This is a genomic window from Streptomyces sp. NPDC044063 (genome assembly GCF_056434285.1).
In genome coordinates, this window is the sequence record NZ_JBWKFM010000018.1 from 106,097 (window position 1) to 122,143 (window position 16,047).

The following is a 16,047-nucleotide window of genomic DNA, read 5'->3' on the forward strand; positions in this document are numbered from 1 at the left end:
CACGCGGCCGTCACACCCGTCACACCGGCACCCGATAGACGACCAGCGCCTCGTTCTCCTTCTCCAGCACCAGCGACCGGGGAGCGGGCGCCACCTCGCCGTCGTACGCCAGATGGGTGCCGGGCGGGATGTCCTCGACGGTCAGCCGCCGCACCCGGGCCGACCTGAGCACCGGGGAGTGCCGGGGCGAGGCCGGCAGCGCCGCCGCCAGCAGCCGGGTCCGGGCGAGCCGGCCGCCCAGCAGCATCCGCGCGTCCAGCACCCCGTCCGCCAGGTCGTGCCGGCGCACGGGGGCCGCCCCCGGGCCCCGGTAGGAGCAGTTGCCGACGAACAGCGTCCACAGCCGCCGCGCCCGGCCGCCGACCGTCAGCCGCACCGGGCGCCCCGTGCGCAGCACGCGCACGGCGGCCACGAGCCCGGCCGGCCACGCCCCGGTCCGGGGGGCCCAGCGCTCCCGCACCCGCACCAGCTCGGGATAGACGCCGATGCTGAAGGTGTTGAGGAACAGCTCCCCGCCGAAGCGGCCCACGTCCACCGCCACCGCCTCCCCGGCCTCGACCGCGCGGGCGGCGTCGGCGAGGGACTCGATGCCCAGGTCGTGCGCGAAATGGTTGTGGGTGCCGCCGGGCAGGACCGCCAGCGGCACCCCGTGCCGGACCGCGGCCGCGGCGGCGGCGTTGACGGTGCCGTCCCCGCCGTACACCCCCAGCGCCCCGCCGAGCCCGGCCGCGCGCTTCGCGGCCGACTCCAGCACCTCGGGCAGCGGATCATCGGCCCGGCAGACGACGCACTCGCTCTCCGGCAGCGCCGCGCGGATCTCCGGCTCCGGGTCCGCGGCGCCCGGCAGCCGTTGCCCGGAGCCGGGGTTCGCCACGACGACCAGGCCCCGCCCGCCGGGCAGTACCGGGGCGTCGGCGCTCGGCCGGGCCGGGGGAGCGAGCTGCGCCCGGGTGGGCACGAGCCCGCGCACCGCGTAGGCGGCGCCCGCGCCCAGCAGGGCGCCCGCCACGACGTCGGCCGGGTAGTGCACCCCGGTGTAGACCCGGGAGAAGCACACGGACACGGCGAGGGGGGCCAGCGCCAGGCCCCACGCCGGGTTCTCCAGCGCCACTCCGGTGGCGAAAGCCGCCGCCGAGGCGGAGTGCCCGGACGGGAAGGAGGTCGTGAACGGCTGGTGGGTCAGCCGCCGGATCACCGGGACCGCGTCCAGCACCGGGCGGCCGCGCCGCACCGACCGCTTGCCCAGGGTGTTCACCGTGGCGGAGGCGAGCGCCAGCGACGCCACCCCGCGCAGCGCGGCCCGCCGCGCGGGCCGCCCGCCCAGCAGCGCCGCCCCCGCGGCCACGCCGAACCACAGCATCCCGTGGTCGGCGCCGCGTGAGAGCCGCGGCAGCACACGGTCGCCACCCGGCCAGTGCCGCGTGGCGACCAGATGGAACAGGGACCGGTCCCAGGAGCTCAGCACGGTGCGCATGGGGACCGGGTACCCGCGTTCGGGCGGAGCACGCCGGGCCTCACCTCACGCCTCCGCCGTGATCTCGTCGCGCAGCCGGGCGCAGCAGCGGTTGATGAGGCGGGAGACGTGCATCTGGGAGATGCCCATGACCTCGGCTATCTGCCGTTGCGTCAGGTCGCCGAAGAACCGCAGGTAGAGGATCTCCCGTTCGCGCCGGGGGAGGTCCCGCAGCAGGGGGCCGGCGGCCACCCGGTCCACCACGGTGTCGAGCCGCGCGTCCGGGCCGCCCAGGGAGTCGGCCAGGGGCCGTCCGGCGCCGCGGTGGGACTCCGCCTCGAGCGACAGGGCGGTATAGCTGTCGAGGGCCTCCAGCCCGGTCCGTACCTCGTCCTCGGTCAGCCCCGTGTGCTCGGCGATCTCGGCGATCCCGACGGCCGCGGGACCGCCGGCGCCGGCCGTCCGGCCGAGCTCGTCGCGGGCGCGGCGGACGCGGTTGCGGAGCTCCTGCACCCGGCGGGGCACATGGACGCTCCAGGCGTGGTCGCGGAAGTGGCGCTTGATCTCGCCGACGACGGTGGGCACGGCGAAACCGGCGAACGCGGTCCCGCGGTCGGGGTCGTAGCGGTGCACGGCCTTGACCAGCCCGAGCGCCGCGACCTGGTGGAGGTCCTCGGCCGACTCGCCGCGGTCGCGGAACCGCCCGGCCAGCCGCTCGGCCATCGGTAGCCAGGCCACGACGACCTGGCGGCGCAGCTCGTCGCGCTCAGGGCCCTTGGGCAGGCAGGCGATGCGGCGGAACGCGGCCGCGGTGTCGGGGGCGTCGTCATGAGGGTGACGGGACGTACGCATGGCGGTGACACGCCTCCTCCGGGGGATGGGGTTCTCCCGGGCCGGGGGCGCCGCGCGCGGCCGCCGGTCGGGGCCGTACGGGCCGCGGGGTCGCGGGGAGGGGATCGCCCGTACCGCGGCGCGCTCCCGGTCCGGAGCACACGGTGCTGCTGCCCCGTCATCGGCTCCGCACACCCCCGCCGTTCCCCGCCGGGGCCCCGGTCGGCGGTTTCGGCTTGCCCGCCCCGGGAACCCGGGTGAGCCTGAGGGGGCGAGCGGTGCCGGTGCGCCGGTTCCCGCCCTCCCCGCGGAGATCACCGTTCGCCCCCCCCGACGACGACGCCGACGACCCCACGCGGAAGGAAGTGCGCGCGTGTCCGCCCACCACGAGTCAGCACCGCAGGACGCCAAGGACGAGCAGCTGGAACAGTTCCGGGCCGCCCCGGCGTCCGACGCCCTCACCACGGACCAGGGCGTACGCGTCGACGACACGGACAACGCGCTGCGGGCCGGAACGCGCGGGCCGACGCTGCTGGAGGACTTCCACAACCGCGAGAAGATCACCCACTTCGACCACGAGCGCATCCCGGAACGCGTCGTCCACGCCCGCGGCGCGGGCGCGTACGGCTACTTCGAGCCGTACGCCTCGCTGCGCGAGTACACCTGCGCCGACTTCCTCGCCGAGGCCGGCCGCCGGACGCCCGTGTTCGTGCGGTTCTCCACCGTCCAGGGGCCGCGCGGCTCGGCCGACACGGTGCGCGACGTGCGCGGGTTCGCCACCAAGTTCTACACCCGCGAGGGGAACTACGACCTCGTCGGCAACAACATCCCGGTGTTCTTCATCCAGGACGCCATCAAGTTCCCCGACTTCGTGCACGCGGTGAAGATGGAGCCGCAGCACGAGATGCCCACCGGCGGCACCGCGCACGACACGTTCTGGGACTTCGCCTCCCTGCAACCGGAGACCACCCACATGCTCATGTGGGCGATGTCCGACCGGGCCATCCCGCGCAGCTTCCGGATGATGCAGGGCTTCGGGGTGCACACGTTCCGCTTCGTCACCGCCGAGGGGCGCGGCACCTTCGTGAAGTTCCACTGGAAGCCGAAGCTGGGCGTGCACTCCCTGGTCTGGGACGAGGCGCAGATCACGGCCGGCAAGGACCCCGACTTCCACCGGCGCGACCTGTGGGAGGCGATCGAGGCCGGCGACTACCCGGAATGGGAGCTCGGGGTGCAGCTGGTGCCGGAGGAGGACGAGTTCTCCTTCGACTTCGACCTGCTCGACGCCACGAAGATCATTCCCGAGGAGCTGGTGCCGGTGCGGCCGGTCGGCCGCCTGGTGCTCGACCGCAACCCGCAGAATTTCTTCGCCGAGACCGAGCAGGTCGCCTTCCATACGGCCAACGTCGTGCCCGGCATCGACTTCACCAACGACCCGCTGCTCCAGGGCCGTAACTTCTCCTACCTCGACACCCAGCTGATCCGCCTGGGCGGCCCCAACTTCAGCCAGCTGCCCGTCAACCGGCCTGTCGCCGACGTCCACCACAACCACCGCGACGGCTACGGGCAGCAGATCATCCACCCCGGCACCAGCTACTTCCCCAACTCGCTGGGCGGCGGCTGTCCCGCCCACGCGGGCGCCGGCGGCGGCGCGGGCGTCTTCCGGCACTACGCGCAGCGCGTCGACGGGGAGAAGATCCGGACGCGCAGCGAGAGCTTCCAGGACCACTACAGCCAGGCCACGCTGTTCTGGAACAGCATGGCGGAGTGGGAGCGGCGGCACATCGTCGAGGCGTTCCGGTTCGAGCTCGGCAAGGTCGGCTCCCACGAGGTGCGCGAGCGCATGACGGGCAACCTGGCCCACGTCAGCGGCGAGCTCGCCGAGCGGGTCGCCGACGGCATCGGCCTGCCGGCCCCCCAGCCCGTCGCCGGCCTCCCCACGGCCTCCTCGCCGGCCCTCAGCCAGGAGAACCTGGCCGGTTCCGGCATCAGCACCCGCAAGGTCGCGGTCCTCGCGGCCGACGGCACGGACGCCGGGCAGGTGACGGCCGTACGGGAGCGGCTGGCCGCCGACGGCGCGGTCGCCGAGGTGCTGGCCGCCAAGGACGGCACCGTCCGGGACGCCGGCGGCGGCACCCTGGAGGTGGACCGGGCCCTGCCGACCATGTCCTCCGTGCTGTACGACGCCGTGGTGGTCCCCGGCGGCGGGGACGCGGTGTCCACGCTGGCCGCCGACCCGGCCGCCGTACGGTTCGTCGAGGAGGCCTACCGGCACGGCAAGCCGCTGGCCGCCCTCGGCGAGGGCACCCGGCTGCTGTCCGAGGCGAGGGTGCCCGAGGAGCTCGTCATGGGCGAGGACGCGCCCGGCCACGGTGTGCTGACCGGCAACGGCACCGCCTCCGCGGGCGACGTCGCCGACGCCCTGGCCACCGCCCTCGCCCGGCACCGCTTCCCGTACCGCCCGGGCCTGCTCAACTGACCGCCGGCCCGGAAGAGGGCCGCGGCCGGCGACGTGCGCCGGCCCGGCCGCGGCGGGAGACTGGAGAGAGGGGGTACGCACCGGGACACGGCCGGGTGACGACGCACGGTCACCCGGCGACGGCATCACGACTACACCGCACACGACGTCGGAAGGCAGTACCGGGCAATGAGCGCCAAGGACGCCAAGAGCGCCAAGAACATGGCCAAGGCGAAGGCCGAGCAGGTCAAGGGCCGCCTCAAGGAGACGGCCGGCCGGGCCACCGGGGACAAGCGGACGCACACCGAGGGCCGCGTCGAGCGGACCAAGGGGCATCTCCACGAATCGGTGGAGAATCTCCGGCGGACCGTCAAGAACAAGCGTCACCGCTAGACACGCGAGCACGGCACGGCGGCGACCCGGCTCCGGGTCGCCGCCGTACCCCTGCCGGGGGACGGACGACGGACGACGCCATGGATCTGGAGAGTGTGACCGATGAGCTCTACCGACTCCGGCCGGATGAGTTCACCGCCGTACGGGACCGGCGCGCGGCCGAGGCCCGCCGGGGCGGCGACCCGGAGCTGGCCCGGCGGCTGAAGGCGCTGCGCCGCCCCACCCTGGCGGCCTGGGCGAGCAACCTGCTCGTCCGTGAACGGCCCGGCGAGGCGGAGGCACTGGCGGCCCTCGGCGAGGGGCTGCGCGCCGCCCACCGTGATCTCGACGGGGCGAGCCTGCGCGAACTGGGCCGCCGGCAGCGCACCCTGGTCGCCTCGCTGTCCGGGCGGGCCCGCGCGCTCGCGGAGGCGGCCGGACACCCGGTGGGCGAGGAGGTGGGCCGCGAGGTCGAGGGCATCCTCCACACCGTCCTGGCGGACCCGGACGTGGCACGCGAGTGGGCGGCGGGCCGGCTGGCCCGGCCCCCGGCCCCGGTGACGGGCTTCCCCGGCATCGCCCCCGGGGCGGCGGAGCTCCTCGCGGCGCCGCCCTCACCGGCTCCCGCGCAGGGGCCCCACGGGCCGGGGGCGGGCGCCCGCGTCACCGACCTGGCGGCCGAGCGCGCCCGCCGCCGGAAGCGCGAGGCCGCCGACCGGAGCGCCGAGGAGTCCCGCGCGCGGGAGGAGGCGGAACGGGCGGCCCGCGCGCGGGAGGAGGCCGATCGCGCGGCCCGTGCCGAGCGCGAGGCCCGGCGGCGGGCCGACGACCTGACCGCCGAGCTCGACGCGGCCGAGGAGGACCGGCGGGCCGCCCAGGAACGCGTCCGGGAGGTCCGGGACCGCCTCCGCGCGGCCGAACGCGCCTGGCGCGCGGCCCGCCGGGCGGCCGAGGCCGCCGCGGCGGAGGCCGGCGGCCGGAACTGAGAGGGCCGCCGGGCACTCGGCCCGGCGGCCCTTCGGATCGTGCGACTCGCGGCGGGCCACCTCACCACCGGTACCAGCGGCTCCGGGACCCGGCGCCGTCGGCCGACCGCAGGAGGAAGCCGAGCAGCCAGATCACGAGGACGGCCACGGCGACCCACCACAGGAGCTTGACGGCGAATCCCGCTCCGAAGAGGAGCAGGGCGAGCAGCAGGACGAGAATCAGGGGAACCATACGATGTTCACCTCCACAGGTGCGCCTGCCCCGCGATTCCCCGCTCATTCCTCGTCCGTCGTGCCGTCCCCGAGATCCTCCAGGGCGTGCCGCGAGGCGTCGCAGGAGGCACGCAGCCGTCCGTAGCCGTACCACGCCAGCGCTGCCGCGCCCGTGCCGTACGCGGCGGTGAGCAGGCCCGCCGCGCACCGCGGCGGCATCGACCGCTCCAGCGTGCGCAGGACCGTCTCGTGCGCCGAGAAGAGGGCGAGCACCCCGCAGGCGCCCGCCGCGACGAACGCCCCGGTGCCCAGGCCCGCCCGGCGCAGCGCGGCGGCCGCCTCGGGGCGGGCCCGCAGGAGTTCCTCGCGGACCAGGCGCCGCACGTCCTCGGACAGCCGCTCGGCGGCGTCGCCCAGCGCCCCGCCGGGGAGATGGCCGTCCGGGTGGTGCTCCGGTGGTGGTGCGGACATCCGATGGCCCTTCCGTGCTCATGACCTCCGGCACGCCTTACGCGCCTACATGGTCTCCAACTTGACGTAGCGCACCGCGTCGGACGCGTTGCAGGCGAGCGCGGCGACGGCCGCCGCGGCGATGACGCCTACGGCGATGCGGACCACGACCGCGGGGATGAAGATCCCGTTTCTCATGTCGGTCACCTCCCCCGCGCGGCGGGCGACGCGGGGGCCGCGGCGGGCGGCTCCAGTGAGCGTCGCGGGTCGTCCAGCAGATCGCCGGTCAGGGACAGCAGCAGTGGCACGGCCCGCCCGACCGCCGCCCGTACGGGCTCGCTCAGACCGTACGTGACGTCGGCCTCGTCGCCGCGCGGGCGCACCAGCGGCTCGCAGCCGAGCACCACGACGCGCGGCAGCGGCACGCCCTCCTCGCGGGCGAGCTCCCGGGCCAGCGCGAGTACCTTCACCGGGTCCATGCCGTGGGCCTCCGGCGCGGCGGCCGCGGGCCCGGCCCAGTCCTCGTCGGCCACGTCGATGACGTGGAGGGTGCCGGGCTCGGGGGCGCGCGGCGCCGCGTCGACGAGCACCGCGGCGTCGTAGCCGTCCAGCAGCCGGTAGGCCAGGTCCATGCCGCGGATGCCGAAGTCGGCCAGGTGGGCGCCGGGCGGCAGGGGGCGGCCGCGCAGGGTGCCGACGACCTCGGGGCCGAAGGCGTCGTCGGCGAGGAAGACGTTGCCGATGCCCGCCACCAGCACGCGGTGGCCGGTGGCGGCCGGCGCGCCGGAGGCCTCGGCGGGCCCCAGGGGCTCGACCTCCTCGGGCGCGAAGAAGAAACGGTGGCCGAGCCCGGTGGCGAAGTCCCGGCCGGCGTCGCCGTGGAGCGTGACGACGAGGTGGGTCCGGCCCTCCATGTCCTCCTCCACCGCCTCCACTTCGGCGATCCGCCCGGCGAGCGCCAGGTCGAGGACGTCGGCGCGCGGGCCGGGCCGCAGCCGGACCCTGCTGCCGCGGCCGACGATCGCCCCGTCCACCGGGACGGTCCGCGCCGGCGTCATCGTCCCTCCCCGGGCGTCCGGGCGGCGGGGGAGAAGCCGCGGATCGTGCCGTGCAGCGCCATGAGGTCGTCGGCGGACAGGGAGGCGCAGCGGTCGAGGATCTCGCGCGCCCGCGGGTCGCTCGCGCGCGCCTCCTCGCGTTCCTCGGCGGTGAGCGCGAGGACGTTGAGGATCAGCAACTGGTCGATCTCGCCTCCGTCGAAGAGGTCGCCGGGGCTCTCCGGGGCGACCGCCGGGAAGTCCTCCAGGGTGACCGGCGAGGACAGCACGGTGCGCGACCGGTGCCGGTCCCCGTCGTCCGGGCCGCCGTGACCGGCCACCAGGGCGGGCCAGACACCGTCGTTGCGGCAGGAGCGGGCCGCCTCCCGCAGCCCCGCGGGCGGGTCGGCGAGCGAGACGAACGCCCCGGGCCCGTCGCAGCCGAGCACCACATGGGTGGAGGCGAGGGCGTACGGCGCCAGCTCGTCGCGGGCGGTGCGCGGGCCGCCTCGGGGCGCGGGGCAGCGGGTGGTGGTGTTGCGCACGGTGACGGAGACCCGGAGCACGCCGTCGGCCGCGGGGACGGCGCGCAGCGCGACGTCCGCGGTCAGCGGGCGCCGGGTGCGGACCAGGACCCCGGCGGTGCGTCCCGCGGTGTCGCGGAGGGCTTCCTCGTCGGTACCGCCGGGGGCGCTGAGGGTGGTCGCGCGCGGGCCGTCGGCGGGGTGCCACGGCGGCAGGAGCCACTCGTGCTCGGTGGCCTCGTGCCAGGTCAGGTGGCGGGTGCCGGCGACGGTGAGGGAGTCGGCCGGTTCGCGGCCGCCGTCCGGCAGGACCCGGTGCACCTGGCGCTCGACGACATGCAGGAAGCGTACGCGCACGGTCAGCGGCGCGGCGGGGCCCGCCTCCAGCAGCACCTCGGTGCGCACCCCGTCCCGCTCCCCGGCCTCCCCGGCCCGCTCGCGGGGGTAGACGGCGCCGAACGTCCACCGCCGGGTGTTCTTCAGCGCCGAGCGGCGGTACGGCCACAGCAGATAGCCCTCGTAGAGGCAGGTGCGGGCGATCCGGTCGACGGCCTCGTCCACGGCGCTCACCGTGACGCTCCTTCCAGGAGGGCGCGCAGCGTCTCGTCCCAGCCCGGCAGGGCGTGCCGCGCGCGGTAGTCGCCGAGCCGGGCCCGGGTGTCCTCGGAGACCCGGAGCCAGCGCAGGCCGCCGTAGTAGCGGGCCGTGAGGGCGTGCCACTGCGCGGCGGGCAGCGGGTAGGAGGTCTCCCGGGCCCACGAGATCTGCGAGGTGCGCAGGGCCCCGCCGGGGCCGGTGTGGAAGACGGTGCCGCTGAAGAGGAAGTCCAGCGGCACCTCGCCGTCGCGGACGGCGTCGAAGTAGGAGGTGACGGCCAGTTCGCACTCGCGGGTGCAGGGCACCGGCAGGTCGAGGGTCGTGGTGTCGTCGAAGGGCGGGACGACCGTGGTGAGCCGGGCCCAGGTCAGCGGGCGCAGCCCGGTGGCCCACTGCTCGGGCTGGCCGAACAGCCGGGCCAGGGCGAGCCGTTCGGCCCCGGTGTAGCGGCGGCGCGCCGCGGCGATGCGGACGTCGGTGGTGAGGCTGACCGAGCGGACCGGCCCGCCGCCACCGCGGGTGACGGCGAGCCGGAACGCCAGGGTCGGTACGGCCGCGTGGTCGAGGGGCCGGACGCCGGTGACGGCGAAGGACAGGTCGGCGATGTCCGCGCCGTCGCGCGGTGCGGGCGCGCTCACGCGGGGGACAGGCCGGGCATGCCGGGCAGGATCGGGTCCTCCGCCTTGGGGCGGATGCCGGTCGAGCGGCGGGAGGAGGACCGTCCGTCGTCCTCGACGCCGGGGTTGCGCCGGTAGTGGCCGGTGCTGTTGCCCTGGCGGACGCCGGGGACGTGCGCGGGCTTGTCGGGGCGGACGTCGGGTCTGCCGACGGTGATGCCCGCCGTCTCCGGCGGGGTGCCGCCGCCCTTGTCGTGCGGGGTGTCGCTCATGTCGCCTCCTGCGGACCGTCGCGGTCCGGCGCGGACGGCGCCGGCTCCGCGAAGAACGATGCGATCCGGGACCAGGCGTCCCGGCCCCCGGTCAGGCCCTTCCAGTGTGCGCGGAGCACGGCCACCAGGCGATAGCAGTCGTCCAGCGGGACGATCCAGTGCTGGTGGGGCGGCTGGGCACGGTTGACGAGCAGGGCCTCGACGTCGTCGGCGGGGCGCGCGGGGCCCGGCAGCCCGGCCGTGATCTCCGCCCAGACCTGGGGGTCCACATCGGCGCGCACGGCCCCCAGCGGGCTCGGGTAGCGCACGACGGTCCGCCCGGTCCGGCTCTCGCGGACGAAGAACGCCAGCGCCACGGGCACGCCCAGCGCCGCCCACAGCACGTCGTCGACGGTGTGGCCGGCCAGGCGGAGCCGGCGCTCGGGCAGCAGGCGGTAGTGCCGGCCGCCCGCCTCCCGGTGGTCGAGGAGCAGCGCGCAGGCCCGGCAGGCGCACAGCGGCTCCGATGCGTCCGCGAGGTCCAGCAGGTGCCGGTGGGTCTCCGCGAGCGGCTCCGCGCACAGGTCGCAGCGCCCGGCGGCCGCCGCCGGAGCGGGCGGGGGCGGGGCCGCGGGGCGCCGGGCGAGGGCGCGCAGCCCGGTGGCGGCGACCGGCACGGTCGTCACGTCCCGCTCGCCGTGCCGGCGGGCGCCCCGGCGCGGAAGAGCGCCTCGACGGGGATCAGCGGCCCGGGCGCGGGCTCCGTCACCGTCTCCACCCGTTCGATCTCGGGAGCCGCCCAGGTCACCGCGGTGTGGAGGTCCCGCCGGGTCCGTTCGGCGGAGCAGCCGCCGCTCCCGGCCGGCAGCCGGACCCGGGCCACCGTCCCGTCGACCGCCACCAGTTCGGCCCCGGGCACCGCGCTCAGGGCGCGTCGTACCCGGCTCTCGGCGGGCTCGGGGTGGAGGTCGTGGACGAGCAGCAGGTGGCCGACGAGCTCGTCGGCCACGAGGGCCTCGCGCGCCGCGCCGTCGGTGTGCCGCAGGACGCGTTCCAGGCACTGTCCGTAGAGCCCGACGACGGCGTGGAGGGCGTCGGCGGCCCGCTCGCGGGCGGTGGCGTCGGGCAGCTCGGCCAGCGCCGACAGCAGGGTCTCGGCGCGGGCGACGTGCTCGCGCGCCTCGGGGTCGTTCCAGGTCATTCCGCGTTCTCCGGTCAGGCGAGGGCGCCGAAGGTGGGCGAGTGGCTCTGCCGCACCGTCCGCCCGCCGCCGAGGTACATATGGACGCCGCAGGGCAGACAGGGGTCGAAGCTGCGGACGGTGCGCATGATGTCGATGCCCTTGAAGTCGTCCGGGCCGTTCTCCTCGAAGAGCGTCATGCCCTGGACCGCGTCCTCGTAGGGGCCGGGGGTCCCGTACTGGTCGCGGGGGCTGGCGTTCCAGGGGGTGGGCGGGTACGGGTGGTAGTTGGCGATCTTGTGGTCGCGGATGACGAGGTGGTGGGAGAGGACGCCGCGCACGGCCTCGTGGAAGCCGGCGCCGATGGCCTCCTTGGGCACGTCGAAGTCCTCGAACACCTGGGTGCGTCCGGCCCGTACCTCCGCCAGCGCCCGGTCGACGAAGTACAGGGCCATGCCGGCCGCGTAGGCCACGAAGTACATCCGGGCCCGGTCGCGCTCGATGGTGTTGGGGAAGGGCGGCGGCTTCCACTCCAGGCGCACCTCGTCGGTCGAGGGCGTCTTCGGCAGCTCGATCACGACGCTGTGGCCGGTGGAGCGGACGTACGGTGTGTGCACCTTGCCGGCCAGCGCGGTGGTCCACAGGCGGGCGATGGGGCCGCCGCCGGTGTCGAGGGCCAGATGATCGCCGGTGCGCTTGTCGTACCAGCGCGGGCTCATCACCCAGCTGTAGTTGCCGCCGTCCAGGTCGCGCTTCTGCGGCTTGGGCAGCGTCGTCTGGTTCCAGGGGTGGCGCTGGTCGACGGGGTTGCCGAGCGGGTCCTTCTCGACGTACGTCTCCTCGCCGGCCCAGTCCTCGTAGTACGAGCTGCCGAGCAGGACGCGCAGCCCGAGGTTGATGTCGACGAGGTCGGTGGTGACCAGCTGGTTGTCGACGATGATGCCGGGGGTGACGAACATGGCGTTCCCCCAGGTGGTCATGGACCGGTAGTCGTAGTCCACGACCTCCGGGTCCTGGAAGCAGCCCCAGCAGCCCAGCAGGGTGCGCCGCCGGCCGACCTCCTCGTAGCCGGGCAGCGCCTCGTAGAAGAAGTCGAAGACGTCGTCGTTGAGCGCCACCCCGCGTTTGATGAAGTCCAGGCAGCGGGTGAGGCGGACGAGGTAGTCGGTGAAGAGCTGGGGGGTGGCGACCGTGCCGACGCCGCCGGGGTAGAGCGTCGACGGGTGGACGTGGCGCCCCTCCATCAGGCAGCACATCTCGCGGGTGAGGCGGCTCATGCGCAGCGCCTCCTTGTAGACCTCGCCCTCGAAGGGGTTGAAGGCGCGCATGATGTCCGCGATGGTCCGGTAGCCGTGCACGTCCCCGCGGGGCGCGGGGGTGCGCTCGGCGCGTTCGAGGACGCCGGGGTTGGTCTCCTTGACCATGCGTTCGCAGAAGTCGACGAAGACCAGGTTGTCCTGGAAGAGGGTGTGGTCGAACATGAACTCGGCGGCCTCGCCGAGGTTGATGATCCAGTCCGCGAGCGGCGGCGGCTTGACCCCGTAGGCCATGTTCTGGGCGTAGACCGAGCAGGTGGCGTGGTTGTCGCCGCAGATGCCGCAGATGCGGCTGGTGATGAAGTGCGCGTCCCGGGGGTCCTTGCCCTTCATGAAGACGCTGTAGCCGCGGAAGATGGACGAGGTGCTGCGGCACTCGACGACCTTCCGGGCCGGGAAGTCGATCTTCGTATAGATGCCCAGATTGCCGATGATCCGGGTGATGGGGTCGAACGCGACCTCGGTGAGGCCGGGCCCTGCCGCGTCGGGTTTCTGGGCGGTCGCCACGGACGGTGTCCTCTCGTGGATGCTCGGGGACTTGCGGGCTTGGTGGAGCTCCGGTTCAGTCCCGGCTGCCCCAGCGCGGCTGGTAGCCGCTGGTCAGCGCCGGCTTGTTGTGCCGCCACCGGGGCTCGCGGTTGACGGCGGAGTTGGTGATCGAGCGCAGGGTGCGGATGAACGGCCCGTAGACGCTCATCGCCGCGGAGGACAGCGTGCCGCCGGGCGGCTCGTCCATGAAGGGCATGAACTTGTCGGGGAACCCCGGCATGGTGCAGCCGATGCAGACGCCGCCGACGTTGGGGCAGCCGCCGACGCCGTCCATCCAGCCGCGCTTGGTGACGTTGCAGTTGACCACGGGACCCCAGCAGCCCACCTTCACCAGGCACTTGGGGGAGTTGTAGTCCTTGGCGAAGTCGCCCTGCTCGTAGTAGGCGGCGCGGTCGCAGCCCTCGTGCACGGTCTTGCCGAACAGCCAGGTCGGGCGGAGCTGCTCGTCCAGGGGGATGACCGGGGCCAGGCCGGCGGCCTGGTGCAGCACCCACAGCAGGGTCTCCATGAAGTTGTCCGGCTGGACCGGGCAGCCGGGCACGTTGACGACGGGCAGGCCGCCGGCCGAGAGGAAGTCCTTGCCGAGGTAGTCGGCCAGCCCCATGCACCCGGTGGGGTTGCCCGCCATGGCGTGGATGCCGCCGTACGCCGCGCAGGTGCCGATCGCCACCACCGCCCAGGCCCGGTGGGCCAGCCGGTCGAGCCAGGTGGTCAGCCGGATCGGCTCACCGGTCTCGGGGTCGTTGCCCATGGCGGACCAGTAGCCCTCGCCGCTGAGCTGCTCGTTGGGGATCGAGCCCTCGACGACGAGGATGAACGGCTCCAGTTCGCCGCGCGCCGCCCGGTGGAACGGGGTCATGAAGTCCTCGCCGGTCTCGAAGGCGAGCACCTTGTTGTGCAGATGGACCTTGGGCAGGCCCGGGATCGCGCCGAGCAGGACGTCCTCCAGGCTCGGCAGCGTGGCGGCGGTCACCGAGACGGTGTCGCCGTCGCAGCTCATGCCCTCGGAGGTCCACAGGACGTGGACCTCGTCGAAGCCGGGCTCGGTCGGCTCGAATGCCCTCCGCGCTTCTGCCATCGGCGCTTCCCTTCGGTGCCCCCGGAGTCCCCGCGGCTAAAACTCGCATACCGGTTCTTTTCCGGCAATATGCATATCCTGTCGGGGGAGTGCCGACAGCGCCTCGAACCGCTCGGCCGCGTCGCCGGCCGGCCGCTTGCGCACGAACGCCGACCGCAGCGCGTGGTAGGCGGAACCCGGAGCGAAGAACGCGGCGCGCATGCGCTCCAGCTCCTCGGCCCGGTAGACCGCCAGCGGCTTGAGCGCCTCGTCCCGTTCCCGGGCCGCCCTCTTCACCGCGATCCGCATCGGAACGTCGGATTCACCGATGAGGTCGGCCGCCATCCGGGTGACCGCCCCCGCGAACTCCTGCGCGGGACCCGGCACGATCCGGTCCACCAGCCCCAGCGCCCGTGCCCGTGCCGCGCTCACCGGCGCCGCCTCCGCGGTCAGCGCCGCGGCCCGGGCCGCGCCCACCCGCCGGGGCAGCGTGTACGTCCAGTACTCCGAGCCGTGCAGCCCCAGCAGCCGGTAGTGGGGGTTGAGGACCGTGCCCGCGCGGCACCACACCTCGTCGGCGGCGAGCGCCAGCATCGCCCCGCCCGCCGCCGCGTTGCCCGCCACCGCGGCCACCACCAGCCGGTCGGTGGTGGTCAGCACCGACTCGACCAGGTCGTTCATGGCGTTGATGTTGGCCCAGGACTCCGCGGCCGGGTCCGCGGCCGCCTCGATGACGTTCAGGTGGATGCCGTTCGAGAAGAAGTCCCGCTCGCCCCCGAGGACGATCACCGTCGTCGGCCGGCCGAGGGCGAAGCGGTAGGCGGCGAGCAGCCGCCGGCACTGCTCCGTGCCCATCGCCCCGCCCGGGAACCGGAACCGTACGAACCCCACCCCGCCCCGCTCGGTGTACCGGATGTCGCTCCAGGTCACCCGGTCCGGCGGGAGCTCCAGCGGCGCCGGCAGGTCCGGTACGGCGGGCAGCGCGTCGCCCAGCGCCGTCACCGCCGGCAGCCTGATGCCCGGCGGCCCGTCGCCGTCGCGGCAGCGCCGCAGCTCGGGGATCCACACCGCGCCGTCGGCCGTCGCCCGGCAGATCGCGCCGGCACGCGTCGCCAGGACCGCGCCCGGCGTGCCCCGCAGCCGGTCCTCGGGGTGCCCGCCGTGCAGGAACCACGCGCCGCCCAGCAGCTCGTCCCGGACGCCCGGCCGGGAGTCGGCGGCCCGCAGGGCGCGCAGCACCTCCTCCGTCGACCGCGCCGTCCAGTCGACGTGCCGCTCGTCCTGCCGCAGCCAGGGCCGGGACCGCACCGGATACCCGGACTGCGGCCGAGGGGTCCAACTGCGCGAAGCGAACCGCTCCACCGCCAGCAGCAGCGCGGACACGGCGGCGTCCGCCACCTCGCCCCGGTACAGCTCGCTCTTGGCGACGCCCGGGGGCACGGCGAAGCCCGCCGAGGCCCAGACGGGCCCGGCGTCCAGCTCCTCCTCGGCCTGGAGCACCGTCACGCCCCAGCGTTCCTCGCCGTCCAGCAGGGCCCGGTCGAGCGAGGCCGGGCCCCGGTCGCCGGGCGGCCCCGGATGCACGATCAGGCAGGTGTGCCGGGACCAGACGGACCGGGGGATCGCGGTCGTGAGCATCGGCGCGACGACCAGGTCCGGGCGGTGCCGGCGGACGGCGGCGCCCAGCGCGCCGCCCCCGTCCGTCACGGTCACGGCCGTCTCGTGGCCGCGGTCGCCGAGCTCGGCGAAGACCCGCTGGGTGAGGCTGTTGAAAGCGCTGGCGACGACGAGGATGCGCATGGCGGCGGCCTCCTGGCGGACGGGAACACGACGGCCCGCGGCTCGGTGCCATCCGTGACCGATCGTCACCGACGCGGGCCGCGCGGCCGGGCGGCGCCGCGCGCGGACGCGCCGCGATTGCGCTGGGCGGGCGAATACGGTGGCCCGCCGGGCCGCACCGGCCGTGGCGTCCGGCGGCCTCCGGCGCCGCCGCGTGCACTGTGGAGGGCGTGACCGCCCCGCCGAGGGGCGCGCACCGGCGAGCACACGCCCCGTAACGGACGCGCCCGGAGCGGAGGCGTCCGGAACGGTGAGCCCGGAACGGTGAGCCCGGAACGGATGAGCCGGAACGGATGAGCCCGGAACAAGGTGAGGCG

At 75.1% G+C, this 16,047-nt stretch carries 17 protein-coding genes; 3 read left to right on the forward strand and 14 right to left on the reverse strand.

Going from position 1 to position 16,047, the window contains the following annotated elements; translation table 11 throughout:
- Positions 1-19: 19 nt before the first annotated feature.
- Together AC07BS_RS22315 and AC07BS_RS22320 are read right to left on the reverse strand one after the other, a co-directional pair.
- Positions 20-1,474, reverse strand: a complete 1,455-nt coding sequence (locus AC07BS_RS22315; protein WP_478647878.1) for a phosphatase PAP2 family protein — start codon at positions 1,472-1,474, stop codon at positions 20-22.
- Positions 1,475-1,519: 45 nt separating this feature from the next.
- Positions 1,520-2,305, reverse strand: a complete 786-nt coding sequence (locus AC07BS_RS22320) for a SigB/SigF/SigG family RNA polymerase sigma factor (protein WP_478647879.1) — start codon at positions 2,303-2,305, stop codon at positions 1,520-1,522.
- 352 nt (positions 2,306-2,657) lie between these two features.
- Here AC07BS_RS22320 and AC07BS_RS22325 point away from each other — a divergent pair, with 352 nt between their 5' ends.
- The 3 genes from AC07BS_RS22325 (at position 2,658) to AC07BS_RS22335 (ending at position 6,100) form a co-directional block, all read left to right on the forward strand.
- Entirely contained in the window at positions 2,658-4,763 is a 2,106-nt protein-coding gene (locus AC07BS_RS22325; protein WP_478934015.1) for a catalase, read from the forward strand.
- A 168-nt stretch (positions 4,764-4,931) separates the two neighbouring features.
- A complete protein-coding gene (locus tag AC07BS_RS22330) occupies positions 4,932-5,135 on the forward strand; it encodes a CsbD family protein (RefSeq protein WP_478647882.1) in 204 nt (67 codons plus the stop codon).
- Positions 5,136-5,215: 80 nt separating this feature from the next.
- Positions 5,216-6,100, forward strand: coding sequence for a hypothetical protein (locus AC07BS_RS22335; RefSeq protein WP_478934017.1), 885 nt, complete (start codon positions 5,216-5,218; stop codon positions 6,098-6,100).
- Positions 6,101-6,161: 61 nt separating this feature from the next.
- Here the strand turns inward: AC07BS_RS22335 and AC07BS_RS22340 are convergent, their stop codons facing one another.
- Genes AC07BS_RS22340 through AC07BS_RS22395 form a run of 12 tightly spaced genes read right to left on the reverse strand, consistent with a single transcriptional unit; the run spans position 6,162 to position 15,691 of the window.
- Positions 6,162-6,332 (reverse strand): hydrophobic protein, encoded by a 171-nt coding sequence (locus tag AC07BS_RS22340; RefSeq protein WP_478647884.1) that lies wholly within the window; start codon positions 6,330-6,332, stop codon positions 6,162-6,164.
- Between the two features lie 44 nt (positions 6,333-6,376).
- Entirely contained in the window at positions 6,377-6,784 is a 408-nt protein-coding gene (locus AC07BS_RS22345; protein ID WP_478647885.1) for a phage holin family protein, read from the reverse strand.
- A gap of 45 nt (positions 6,785-6,829) precedes the next feature.
- A complete protein-coding gene (locus tag AC07BS_RS22350) occupies positions 6,830-6,961 on the reverse strand; it encodes a hypothetical protein (RefSeq protein WP_478647886.1) in 132 nt (43 codons plus the stop codon).
- A gap of 5 nt (positions 6,962-6,966) precedes the next feature.
- Positions 6,967-7,821 carry a hydrogenase maturation protease gene (locus AC07BS_RS22355; protein ID WP_478934020.1) on the reverse strand — a complete coding sequence of 285 codons (855 nt, stop codon included), beginning with the start codon at positions 7,819-7,821 and terminating at the stop codon, positions 6,967-6,969.
- Positions 7,818-8,894 carry a hypothetical protein gene (locus AC07BS_RS22360; RefSeq protein WP_478647889.1) on the reverse strand — a complete coding sequence of 359 codons (1,077 nt, stop codon included), beginning with the start codon at positions 8,892-8,894 and terminating at the stop codon, positions 7,818-7,820. The genes AC07BS_RS22355 and AC07BS_RS22360 overlap by 4 nt, the downstream gene beginning before the upstream one ends.
- A complete protein-coding gene (locus AC07BS_RS22365) occupies positions 8,891-9,559 on the reverse strand; it encodes a DUF6084 family protein (protein WP_478647891.1) in 669 nt (222 codons plus the stop codon). The genes AC07BS_RS22360 and AC07BS_RS22365 overlap by 4 nt, the downstream gene beginning before the upstream one ends.
- Positions 9,556-9,810: a hypothetical protein gene (locus AC07BS_RS22370; RefSeq protein WP_478647893.1), complete on the reverse strand. Its 255-nt coding sequence runs from the start codon at positions 9,808-9,810 to the stop codon at positions 9,556-9,558. The genes AC07BS_RS22365 and AC07BS_RS22370 overlap by 4 nt, the downstream gene beginning before the upstream one ends.
- Positions 9,807-10,475: a DUF5947 family protein gene (locus AC07BS_RS22375; protein ID WP_478934023.1), complete on the reverse strand. Its 669-nt coding sequence runs from the start codon at positions 10,473-10,475 to the stop codon at positions 9,807-9,809. The genes AC07BS_RS22370 and AC07BS_RS22375 overlap by 4 nt, the downstream gene beginning before the upstream one ends.
- Complete coding sequence (locus AC07BS_RS22380; RefSeq protein WP_478647897.1) at positions 10,472-10,990, reverse strand: hypothetical protein; 519 nt, start codon at positions 10,988-10,990, stop codon at positions 10,472-10,474. The genes AC07BS_RS22375 and AC07BS_RS22380 overlap by 4 nt, the downstream gene beginning before the upstream one ends.
- 14 nt (positions 10,991-11,004) lie before the next feature.
- Positions 11,005-12,792: a nickel-dependent hydrogenase large subunit gene (locus tag AC07BS_RS22385; protein ID WP_478934025.1), complete on the reverse strand. Its 1,788-nt coding sequence runs from the start codon at positions 12,790-12,792 to the stop codon at positions 11,005-11,007.
- 55 nt (positions 12,793-12,847) lie between these two features.
- Complete coding sequence (locus AC07BS_RS22390) at positions 12,848-13,912, reverse strand: NADH-quinone oxidoreductase subunit B family protein (RefSeq protein ID WP_478647899.1); 1,065 nt, start codon at positions 13,910-13,912, stop codon at positions 12,848-12,850.
- 36 nt (positions 13,913-13,948) lie between these two features.
- Entirely contained in the window at positions 13,949-15,691 is a 1,743-nt protein-coding gene (locus AC07BS_RS22395) for an enoyl-CoA hydratase-related protein (protein WP_478647900.1), read from the reverse strand.
- Positions 15,692-16,047: the final 356 nt, after the last annotated feature.

Coding starts and splice junctions, on each gene's coding strand:
- AC07BS_RS22315 (WP_478647878.1), bottom strand. CDS start 1,474: ATGCGCACCGTGCTGAGCTCCTGGGACCGGTCCCTGTTCCATCTGGTC.
- AC07BS_RS22320 (WP_478647879.1), bottom strand. CDS start 2,305: ATGCGTACGTCCCGTCACCCTCATGACGACGCCCCCGACACCGCGGCC.
- AC07BS_RS22330 (WP_478647882.1), top strand. CDS start 4,932: ATGAGCGCCAAGGACGCCAAGAGCGCCAAGAACATGGCCAAGGCGAAG.
- AC07BS_RS22335 (WP_478934017.1), top strand. CDS start 5,216: ATGGATCTGGAGAGTGTGACCGATGAGCTCTACCGACTCCGGCCGGAT.
- AC07BS_RS22340 (WP_478647884.1), bottom strand. CDS start 6,332: ATGGTTCCCCTGATTCTCGTCCTGCTGCTCGCCCTGCTCCTCTTCGGA.
- AC07BS_RS22345 (WP_478647885.1), bottom strand. CDS start 6,784: ATGTCCGCACCACCACCGGAGCACCACCCGGACGGCCATCTCCCCGGC.
- AC07BS_RS22350 (WP_478647886.1), bottom strand. CDS start 6,961: ATGAGAAACGGGATCTTCATCCCCGCGGTCGTGGTCCGCATCGCCGTA.
- AC07BS_RS22355 (WP_478934020.1), bottom strand. CDS start 7,821: ATGACGCCGGCGCGGACCGTCCCGGTGGACGGGGCGATCGTCGGCCGC.
- AC07BS_RS22370 (WP_478647893.1), bottom strand. CDS start 9,810: ATGAGCGACACCCCGCACGACAAGGGCGGCGGCACCCCGCCGGAGACG.
- AC07BS_RS22380 (WP_478647897.1), bottom strand. CDS start 10,990: ATGACCTGGAACGACCCCGAGGCGCGCGAGCACGTCGCCCGCGCCGAG.
- AC07BS_RS22390 (WP_478647899.1), bottom strand. CDS start 13,912: ATGGCAGAAGCGCGGAGGGCATTCGAGCCGACCGAGCCCGGCTTCGAC.
- AC07BS_RS22395 (WP_478647900.1), bottom strand. CDS start 15,691: ATGCGCATCCTCGTCGTCGCCAGCGCTTTCAACAGCCTCACCCAGCGG.